General features: G+C 45.2%; 4 protein-coding genes. All 4 read right to left on the reverse strand.

Going from position 1 to position 12024, the window contains the following annotated elements:
* Nucleotides 1-9: 9 nt before the first annotated feature.
* Nucleotides 10-7770 carry a Calx-beta domain-containing protein gene (locus B649_RS07470; protein WP_015653911.1) on the reverse strand — a complete coding sequence of 2587 codons (7761 nt, stop codon included), beginning with the start codon at nucleotides 7768-7770 and terminating at the stop codon, nucleotides 10-12.
* A 95-nt stretch (nucleotides 7771-7865) separates the two neighbouring features.
* Entirely contained in the window at nucleotides 7866-8456 is a 591-nt protein-coding gene (locus tag B649_RS07475; protein ID WP_015653912.1) for a LuxR C-terminal-related transcriptional regulator, read from the reverse strand.
* On the reverse strand, nucleotides 8457-9794 hold the full coding sequence (locus B649_RS07480; protein WP_015653913.1) for an HlyD family type I secretion periplasmic adaptor subunit: 1338 nt from the start codon (nucleotides 9792-9794) through the stop codon (nucleotides 8457-8459).
* Entirely contained in the window at nucleotides 9791-11971 is a 2181-nt protein-coding gene (locus B649_RS07485) for a type I secretion system permease/ATPase (RefSeq protein ID WP_015653914.1), read from the reverse strand. The genes B649_RS07480 and B649_RS07485 overlap by 4 nt, the downstream gene beginning before the upstream one ends.
* Nucleotides 11972-12024 lie beyond the last annotated feature (53 nt).

Raw genomic sequence — 12024 nt, forward strand, 5'->3', positions numbered from 1 at the left:
GTAGCGTAATTATACGATACTGACAGAAACGCTATCTTCGACTTTTACGACTACCGTCGAATCGCCGCTGTTTGAATACACATTAAACATATGTTGCTGTCCGTTGATCATTTCGCTAGATGTACCAGAAAGGCTCCATGGCTGACCGCTTATGCTATCCAAGGAAACAGAATCACTACTGTCACCCAAAATGTAAAGATCATTATCTACATCGGTCATATCAATAACGTCCTGTAATCGAATATTGGTCAACTGATGATTGTCTGCCGCTCCATTTGCCCCTAAATCGATCACTTCGATATTTTTAATAGGGTTATTGGTACTATTTAATGCTGCAAAATTGATCGCTGAACCGTCCATACTCATCAAGAAGGTATCGAATCCGTCACCACCATCAACTTTTCCAAGTCCCGTATCCCCACTCAAAGTCGTTCCGGTTGCACTGTCCGTCTGCAAATCACTGATCAGAAGATCATTTCCTGCACCGCCATAGAGAGCATCTGCCCCTGCACCGCCATCGAGTTTATCATTGCCATCACCACCGTTGAGTACATCCGTACCTGCTCCGCCGGATATCCAATCGTTTCCTGCATTACCGCTGATCGTGTCGTTTCCGGCAAGTCCACTGATAATATCATCATTACCCGAACCACTGAGAGTTGTATCGGCATTGGCCGTTCCGGTCGTTGTGGCCGTTCCCGGATTGACATTGACATTGAGCGTAATTTGTCCGGTTGAGCTGTCTCCGTCGTTGTCGATGAGCGTAAAGCCAAATACTTCGGTTACGGTACCTGAAATGCTCATCGGAGGCGTATACGTATAATCTCCAGAGTCCAGATCGATCACATACAAACCGCCATTCGCCGTCGTCACACTCAATACGTGAGTCGTCGAATTATACGTGGCGGTATTGGTACCGCTACCGGAAGAAGCAACCGTATTGGCTGTTGTATTCCATGTAAACGTTGTTTGAGCCGCTCCGGTTCCGACGGTAATCACACCGACATACCCTCCATCCGCACCGACAGCACCCGGTGTCGCGCTGGTAAGAACGTTACCCGTTGCGATCGGATCGATCGTACTCAAAAGTACCTGTGTCAATTGCGATACATCCGGTACAAGAATTGCCAAAGATGAATCATTCGTTCCCGTTACGCCATTATAGGCAATCGGATCGAGATATGCCATATCGGTTGCACTCAAACCATCCCCGATACCCAATGCATAGGCTTTAATATCGCCGTTATTGAGGAACGTTGTCCAAGTCGTCTCTTCCGCAGTTTGGATACCGGCATCGGCACCGCCACTCGTTCCGTTGGCATTATTCGCCAATACTGAAGTATTACCGTCATTTTCATTCGGCTGTCCGTCCGACATGAAATAAACGACGTTTTGAACCGTATGTCCGCTGTCAATCGTCAGCTTGCCGGCGGTTTTCCACGCATCCATCGCCTGTGCCAATGAAGAATCGTAGTTTGTCATTCCTCCTGCTGTAATGCCGGCAAGTAATGCGATAGCATCCGATGCACTCATCCATACACTGTAACGATCGGTCGCCGTTGTTGAGAAAGTCACGATTTTAACCGCCACATCTCCATAATTATCATATGCATTGATCAAATTTGAAATCGCTGTTTTCGCTGCAGCGAGACGGTCAACACTTCCGCTCGTCATACTGCCCGATACATCAAGAACGATCATCACATTCGTATCGATTTGAGCTACGTTGACCGTATTGGTTTGTGCCGAAGTCACCGGAGCATCATCTTCGATATTAATGGTCAATGCTCCGGTAGATAACGCTGATCCATCCGATGCCGTAACACCTACACTAAAGGAGTTAACATCTTCAACTCCAACCGTCGCATGATCAACCGGACCACTCAGATTTACCGTATAGTTGCCGCTATTGTCGATACTAATCGTCATCACATTAGAACCGTTGGCACTACCTACCAACGTATTGGTTCCTGCACCACTCCAAGTGATTGTCACTCCATCTGAAGTCAATGTCGTTGTCGGAGCGGTTAATGTAACACTTACCGATGCACTATCGACATCGGTAATATTAAACGTTCCGGTTGCCGTTGTAGCATTGGTCGTATCGGACGTACCCGTCGTATCAGCCAATCCTCCTGCAAGCCCCTCTTCCGATACATTGACGCTAACGGCAGCATTAGCGAATACCGGAGCATCGTTATGCGGTACGACAACGATGGCAATGGTATCGGACGCAGAAGCACTCGAACCGTTCGAAGTCTCGGTAGCAGTTGCCGTAATGGTCAATGTCACCGTTGTCTGTACTGTGACCGTCGGTACTTCCAAACTCACTGCGGCCAAGTTCCAACCTGTTACATTCGCTACGGTCGAACCTGCCGATGCGGTAAACGTATTGGTGCCGTCAGTAAGGGTATAACCAGCAGGTATTCCACTGATTGTTGTATTCAGTGTCTCTGATCCATCGGTATCGACAAGTGCCGATGAAGCATCTAAATCAACCGAACGATTGTCATCTGTCGTAATTGTTGTCGTTGAACTCGCTGTTTTCTCAAAGCTGATGGAGTGAATCAGATAATCATCTCCGGAACCTACCGCTCCAAATCGAATCTCATCAAATACGCCACCTTCATTTGGTTGTAACGTAATAGCAGGATCAACAGAGTCAGTTCCACCATTGTACGTGCGGGTTCCGACCAATACACCGTTGTTATAAAACTCGATCAGTGCCGTTTCTCCCGTACCATATGAGTGTTTCCACGCAAATGAAACGTCGACGGAAGAAACTGCATTATCAAACTGAACTACCAATTTTTCCGAACCGGTACCATTGAGATAACCAATTTCAGTATTATCACCTGATGCAACACCGGTAACACCGAAACCATCAGGAGTCGTATGGGTACTGATCACTCCTGTTGAGCCATCAGGATTCAATGCGCTAATGGTAAATCCATTCGTATTTGTTGAAACATTCGCAATATTTATAACTTGCGTCACAACTCCTGTTCCTGCAATATCAACGATCGGCGTATCTGCAATCGCTGTAATTGCCACAGTGGTCGTATAAGAGCTTGCACTCCATACAGTTCCGTCGTTGACGCTAAAGGTAAACGAACTGTCCGCATCCGTGTGGTTGATCGGATCGAAGGTCAATAATCCGCTCGTAATCGATGCTACCGGAATCACCGTACCTACCAATACGGCTGTACCGTTTAGATAAAGCGTACCGTTCGTTGGCAATGAATCGATTCGGATTGATGACAAGCTGTTATTGTCCGCATCATTATACGTTCCAAAATCATTTACCGATACGGTATACACATTTGTCGTATTGTTCAAATCTTCCAGAATCGTAATCGCATCGTTGGTCGAAGTCGGTGCATCGTTTACAGGGGCAACCGTAATCGTCACCGTGGCCGAAGAGGTATCCCCATCAAGATCGGTAATCGTATAGGTGAAACTATCGGTTCCATTCCAGTTTGCCACAGGTGTATAGGTATACGTTCCATCCGCATTGACTACCGCTGTGCCATGGACAGCCTGTGTTGCCAACGACCAAACGTTTCCGCCATCCAAAGAAATCGTGTCGTTTGTTTTAAGATCTCCGGTAACAATCGGAGTATCTTCATTGGTTGTTGCCGTATCATTCACCGCTTTCGGAGCCGAATCAGTTGTAGGAGCAGTCAATGTAACATCAATCTGCCCTGCTGCCGTATCACCGTCTGCATCAACCAGTGAATAATCGAAACTCATCGGGATGTCCGAATAATAGTCGTTCGCTGTAATTGCAGAGAATGCAATACGGAAATCACCGGATGATGCATCACTGATCTCAAGACTCGTAAAATACAGTGCACCGTTTTGAAGCGGAATCGTAAACGGTACATCCGTATTTCCGGTTCCATTCATACTTCCCGAATAGGTTATCGTATCGCCCGCCGCATTGATCGCCGCCGTGACCGTCCATGAAAGAGTATAAGCGGCACTACCTTGTCCTTCAACAACCATATCCATGCCGCGAACCTGTCCATATGCACCCGATGGATCGGTAAACGTCATCTCAAGTTTGTCACCCGTATTGAACCAGTTTCCGCCGACCCCGATCCAATTATTATTCGTGTTAACGGTTGACACACTGCCATCGGATATTGTAGCGTTCATACTGTCGATCAGGAAATTACCGAATGCCAGATCGAGATGATCGATATTCCCCCCACTGATAACGGTATAAGTTGAAGCGGCACCTTCTTGTCCCAAACGTCCAAGCGTATTGAGCAATTCGAAGCTGTATTGCGGGTGATTGTTCGCATCGACCGTATTTGGATCGATCGTTACACGGAAGATCAACGTGCCATCGGCAAGCTGCCCACTCAAAGTACCGTTACCTTGATCGACATAATAGACCGGTTTTCCGTCAAATACTAAATCAGGCAATGTCGATGTATTCCAAACCACGCTCGTGATATCGTTCGAAACGGTTGCTTGAGACAAATATCCGATCTCACTATAATCGCCGTCATTTTCGGTCGTAATCGTTCGATCACCCGACACGCTCGGTGCATCATCGTATACTGTTACGGTAAACGGAGCAGTACTGATACCACCGACCACACTCATATCAAAATTCAAGACTTTCGATTCACCCTCTCCTTGAACTGTCGGCAAATGATCGATTCCGCGAAGCTGTGTAAAGGTATATCCTGTATTATCCGCATTTACCGTTACGGTAAAGACGGTTCCTTCACTCGAAGAAGCAGTCAACGTTTTTGTTGCCGCATTCCATGTATACGTTACAGCTTGATTGTTTGACGTTATACCGCTTGCATTACCGGAAAGAACAACCGTATCCGCCGCTCCGACATTCTGAATCGTTCCGTTTTGAACAATATTATTTGTGCTGTTGGCATCTGTGTTTTCATTGACGTAATCATCGTCTGAAATAACACTGGAAACAATCGGTGCAGAATCGTTATCGGTAATAGTGGCGGTACCCGTCGCGCTTGCATTGCTGGTTGATCCCGCTGTTCGTGTTGCAGTGAGGGTAAATGTTTCACTGTTTTCATCCAGCGTATCATCGACAACCGGTACACGGACCAGAACCGAAGTGCTTCCTGCGGCGATCGTAGCACTTGTAGCTGACATCCATGTCGTACCACCGTCAGTAGATACCTGTAAATTCGTCGTATAATCCTGCGGTGATACAGCGGTTCCGTTGGTCAATGACAGATTAACTGTCGTAGCACTTGCCGATTGATTCGACAAAGAAACCGTAAAGACAGCATAACCGCCGTTTTCGGCTACCGATACATTGTTGACAGAGAGTACCGGCATATCTTCAGCATCGGTAATCGTACCTGTTACACTGTTGGATGTTGTATGTTGGGCAACCGCTTCAAATTTATCGCCGCTTTGGGTAATTGTCCCTATACGAAGAGTATATCCTTCACTTCCCTCATAAACCAAATCGTTCAAAATTGCATTCGAAATATCAACACCGCTTGAACCGGCAGTGATTGTGACACTCGTCGTACGTGCAGCACTATAGTCACCTGATGTAGTTGTATCTACACTGTATAACAAACTCACGGTTACACTTCCGCCTGTCGGTACCGTTACGAGATTCCCGTTACTATCTACCAATTCAATTCTATGATTCAATGCACCGTCACCACCGGTTTCAGTCACCGTATCGCTATTAACCAAACGTACGTAGACCGTATCGTTGCTTGTCGGTACTTCCGGTGTCGGAGGATTGATGCTGCCCGCGTCGGTGATGGTTCCCACACCTTGGAGGTCGTTACCGCTGCTTGCCACGTTCGCCGAAACGTTCGAGAGGTTCATCAAGAACGTCTCGTTCCCTTCTTTGAGGAAGTCATCGCTGATCGGTACCGTGATTGTGGTGGTCGTAGCACCCGTCGCAATACTTCCGCTGCCGCTGACCGCCGTGTAATCCGATCCCGCTGCCGCGCTGATCGGAGCATTATTCGCCGATGCGTAGTTGAAGCTCACCGGTGCCGTTGTCGCGTGGCTGAGGCTTACGGTGAAGCTCATGGTTCCCGCGTCTTCGTTCACGGTGACGTCGTTGATGCTGATACTTGGTGCAGTGTCATCGTCGGTGATGGTCGCCGTGACGTTTCCGGAGGTCGCATGGACCGCTACCGCTTCGAACTCGCCGGTGTCCTCGACGCTTTGAATAGTGGCAACGAAGGTCTCGTTGTCGTAATCGACGTCTTCGTTGGTTTGGACGGTGAACGTCGCGTTGGCGCTGTTAGCCAAGATGGTGACGATTTGGGTCGTTGCGACGTAATCTCCTGTCTCTGCCGTGCCGTTAGAGAAGACAACGGTGACGTCGGTATCTTGGGTCGGTGTGACCGGATTGCCGTTCATGTCTACGAGACTCACGGTGAAGTTGCCGGTAACGTCACCCTCGGTTGTTGCTCCCGGTCCGCTGATGATCGCGTACACGGTGTCCTCTGGACCATTCGGACCTTCAGGTGTGCCAGGTTGGCTGTTATCTACGATCTGAGTGGTAACGGAAGAAGCGGTTGGGCTTACGGCTACCGCTTCGTACTGAGCACTTGAAGCCGATACGATCTGCGCTACGAAGTTCTCACCTGAATCGGCAAGAGCGTCATCCGTTGTTTGTACGCTAAAGGTTACTGAGTTTGTATTTGCCGGGATGATTACGGTTGTGTTGACAGTGGTGTAATCCACCCCTCCGGTAGCCGGATTGAGTGTCGCTTGGGTTGTTTGTACGACGACTGAAATCGGGCTGGTAGAGAGGGTATCGGTGGTCACGGTATAGGTTGCGGTGTTCCCTTCCCATACTGCGCTGTCACCTGTGATACTTACGGTTGCTCCTGTATCTAGATCAACAGGGTTTGTCTCATCAAGAATTGTACCTGTTGCAGTTTGACCACCAATATTAAGTGTATAGTACTCACCGCTATCTGCAAGGGCATCATCGGTAACGGTTGTTGTAACGGTAAAGGTTGTAACACCTGCTGGAACGGTAATCAATCCTGTACCTGCATCGTAGGTAACACCATCACTGAAGGTTGGAGTTCCGTGGTCTACTGTCTGGGTTGTTGTATCAGTGAGGGAGAAACTGTACGTCTCATTGTTCACCGATATTCCGCTCATGGTTACAGTATGGACCAAGTTATTATTTGCAGTCCCCTCCGTTTGTGTATCGGATGTAATACTCGCTACCGTCACTATTACAGTAGGAATTTCCTCCAAAACTACCGGTCTAAATAGCTGCTCATCATTTGAAGGCGTTGTACGGGTAAAATCAGTAAAATTGAGATCCGTTCGTACATCTTTAACCAATCCATCACGATCATTAAAAGTATCACTTGCATGTTCTTGGTTACTCAGAGTCTGACCGGCTGCTGTTTCATCATCTCCATTCGTAGGTTGACCGTCACGTAGGTCTGTCTCAACATTGGTAATATTTCCACCGGCAAGTGCTAATGCATCTTTGACAGAGTTCACATAAACAACGGCATCGTCATGGCTAAAGATACCTTTGAGCAAAGATGTATCGAAATTAAGAGCTCCATTTCCGGCGATTACGAGATCTCCGGCCCCTTGAAGTGTTACGTCGATAATGATTTGAGCATTACTAGGATTACTTTTTGAACCATAGACAAGTTCACCTTCGTGAATAGCTTCACCCGCTTTTAACTGATGAATATTCCCTTTTGCATCTTTGACAAAAAAATTGCCGTGTTCCAATGATTTTACGTATCCGATTACTCGTGCCATGACTATCCCCTACGATGAGAAATTTTTATAATTGTAGATTCTACCGTAGAATAAAAAGCAATACTATTGTACTTAGGTACTAATTGCGGATAAAGTTAGGCGTGCAGGAGAAGAGAGAGGGCAAGACGATCTTTTAGATCGAGTTTTTGGTAGATCGAAGTTGCGTGTGCTTTGACTGTTCGAACCGTAATATCCAGTGAATCCGAAATTTCTTGGTGGGTAGCTCCATCACCGAGCATAAGGGCAACTTCACGTTCACGATGGCTTAGAACATCCAGTATTTTCAAGGATTTTTCTTTTGGGATATTGTGCTCGCGAATTTGCGAAATCATCATCGTAATAAAATCAGGATGAAGCCATATTTTTCCCTCTTCAAGGGCTTGATAAACAGAGTACAAATGAGATTCATGCATCATCGCATTACCATAGCCCATTGCCCCAAGTGACAAAAACTTTTGTGATTCGTGAAAATTAGGGGTAATAGAGAGAATCATGACACGATGTTTGAAAAATTCTCTCAACACTTCATCCGACATATTGTCTAATACACGATCCAATACCATAACAATCGATGAGGCTTCTATATCCGATGAAAATACAGAAAGAGTTTTAGGCTGCAAAGCACTCAAAATTCCGATCCATCGTGCACGCAACGTGATATCATTCGAGATTAAATACAACTTCACTTATCGCTCCGTAAACGTATATTGTTTGGCTTTTAAAATCGGTTTTAAAATGTACTCTAAAATCGTTTTTTCGCCGGTAATAATATCAACATTGATCATCATCCCGGGGATGATTTTGAGGGGTTTTTCTTTGCTTCCGAGATATTTTTTATCCGTTTGAATTTTGACGACATAATAAACATTGTCATTTTTATCCGTTACCGTATCCGGACTGATCGTAACCACTTTTCCATGCAATGATCCATAAAGTGAGAAATCATACGCTGTCACTTTTACAATCGCATCCTGCCCCGGATAGATAAAAGCGATATCTGCAGGTTTAACTTTCGCTTCCGCCAGCAATCCCCCTTCGGTTGGGACGATTTCGATTAGATTATCACCCGGTTTAATAACTCCGCCTACCGTATTAACGTAGAGTTTTTGAACGATACCGTTAATAGGAGATTTAATCACGGTACGGGTCACTTGGTCGGCCAAAGCGGAACTCTCAGCACCGACACGACTGTACTCCGTTTCAGCTTCATTCAGTTCCATCTGTGCTTTCATTGTAAATTCAGAGCGTACTTCACGCATTTTACTGCTCATCTCATTGATTGCCGCATTGAGTCTTGGGATAGAAGAGAGAACCGCATTATAACGCTCACTCACATCACTCAATTCACGTTGAAGTTTCAAAAATTCAACACGAGGCTTAATCCCTTGCGCCACCATTGGCTCAGAAATCGCCACCTCTTCACGTATCAGTGCAAGAGCGCGTTTTTGCTCCATAATACGTCCTTGGGCTTCGATCTTTTCATTTTTCTTTTGGGCAAGTTGATCATTCAATGCCGAAATTTGAGAACGGAGACGCTCTTGATTTGAGCTGTAGACACTTCTCTCTTGCATAATCTGCATCGGAATTTTTGCCATATCATCTGCTGTAGGAGAAAAAGCCCCACCGGAAGATTCAGCACGAAGACGTACAATTTTGGCTCTCAGTTCAACCGATTTAAACTGGGAACTCTCATAGTTAGAAGAGGATTTTAAATTGTCAACTCGAAGCAAAGTATCATCTGCTTTAACTTTTTGCCCCTCTTTAACCATAATCGCACTCACCATCCCCCCTTCGAGATGTTGAATCATTTGATTTTCACCGCCGGGAATAACCTTGCCATCCCCACGTACAATTTCATCGATCGGAGAAAGTGCCGCCCATAATAATACGAAAATAATCGTTACAATCCAAAAAAGGAGGACAGAACGAAGACGTGATGGAGTGTCTTCCAATACTGCGGCGGAAACACTGCGCATAAACTGATAATCATTGGCATCAAAAGAGAACCGTTTTTTTTCACTCATACGACACCTCCTGAAAGTTTAGCGATTACCTGCTCTCGTGGGCCATCCAGATATACTTGCCCCTCGTTCATCACGATAATACGATCAACTAATGGGAGAATCGTATTTTTCTGTGTAATCAAAATAGCGGTTTTATCCTCCAAATAGCTTTTTAAATTCGCAATAAGACGATTTTCACTCAACTGATCCATCGCATTTGTCGGTTCATCCATAATAATAATCGGTGATTCAAACAACAATGCACGAGCGATACCGATACTTTGGCGCTGACCACCTGATAGGCCCATCCCTCTCTCACCAATTGGCATTTCATACCCTTTAGGGTGTTTACGGATAAATTCATCTGCACCCGAAATCACGGAAGCACGAATCATCTGCTCATCACTGGAGCGGGTTGAACGATATGCAATGTTGTCTTTGACAGATCCTTTGAACAGGGCAATATCTTGGGAAACATACGAAATATTTTTACGTAAATCCGCTGGATCAATCTGTTTAATATCAATACCATCCAGTAAGATAGACCCTTCATTTGGTTCATAAAGATGGAGTAACAATTTTGAAATTGTACTTTTCCCTGACCCGATACGACCGATGATTGCTACTTTTTCACCCGGCTTCACTGAAAATGAAATATTTTTTAATGCACTATGGGACGATTCATCATACGCAAAACTGACGTTTTTAAATTCAATTTCCCCTTTAAGTTGGGGACGGGTAATGAATTTTTTCCCATGCGGGCGTTCGGATGGCTGAGAAATAATTCCTTCAATTGCATCATACGCTGCTTTAGCATCCGAATAATTAGCGATCAATGCCGCTGCTTGCCCCATCGGAGCAACTGTGCGTCCGGCGATAATAATAATAGCAATAAGACCACCCATTGTCAGTTCATGTTCACCAATGAGATAAACGCCGACAATAACCAATAAAACGGTAGTAAGCTGCGTTAAAAAACCGGTCACGGTAGAGATGGAAGTAGAAATCAAACGTGATTTCAAACTTCTTTGAGCAATCTCTCCGGTAGCCTCTTCCCATGCCCATTGTACTTGACCCGTAGCCCCTAATGTTTTTAGGGTTTCGATGTTTTGCAACGCTTCAATCAAAATGGAACTTTTGGCTGCGGAGGCTTTATGGGTCTCTTCAATGCTCTCACGCAGTGGATTACGCATAAAAATCGCGTATCCCAAAATAAGAAGCATCATCACGATTGGGACCACAACCATCCATCCGCCGATGTAGCCGATAACCAATAAGAACAGTAGAGCAAACGGAAAATCAACCAATGCCGTCAAGGTAGCATTGGTCAAAAAAGAACGAATGGAGTCAAAATCTTTTAAATTACTCGCAAACGAACCGACCGATTTCGGATGGGAGATCATTTTCAAATCGAGTACTTTTTCAAAAATAATTGACGACATAATAATGTCACTTTTTTTACCGGCACTCTCCAAAAGCATTGCACGGGTAAATTTTAAAAACGTATCTAAAACATAAACGACCAACACTCCGATGGCAAAAACCCAAAGAGTTTCAGTCGCATTATTCGGAATAACACGGTCATACACACTCATTGTAAAGAGAGGACTTGCCAAGACAAAAAGATTGACCAAAACCGTCGCATAAATCACATCACGATAAATATTTTTGGAAAGTTTCAACGTATCCCAAAACCAATGTTTATGCTTGACATTGAGGGTTAAAGAATCATCTTCGTTATAGACAAATGGCTTTTTGACGAGGAAGGCAAACCCTGTATACTCTTCTTCGAGCATTTCCATAGGAATCGTCTCTTCGATAGCCTCTTCTGCCGGAAGAATAATTTTGCATTTTTTTCGATCGTGAGAAATAGAATCTAAAATACACGCATGGGAATTTTCCAATAACAAAATCATTGGAAGCTGAAGAGCAGAAATATCAGAAATTTTGCGGTTGACCAAGGTACTTTTTAAACCGGCTCGGCTTGCGGCACGGGAAAACATACCTTTGGAAGATTTTAAACTAAAAAGACGAAGGGCTCCACCCCATGGTGCACTTGGCAAACCTGCCATGAGAGCTTCTGCGGTAAAAGGTTTATGATAAAGCTGCGTAAACAATACCAGACATTGCAACAATGGATCAACGCCGAATGCTGCCCCTTCCGGATCTGCAATCCGCCCTTCTATTTCCTCATTCATTCACATTAACCTTAATATAAAAATATAACCACGCGCACGATAGCAAAATGATT

It is taken from the genome of Candidatus Sulfuricurvum sp. RIFRC-1, from assembly GCF_000310245.1.
Lineage (GTDB): Bacteria > Campylobacterota > Campylobacteria > Campylobacterales > Sulfurimonadaceae > Sulfuricurvum.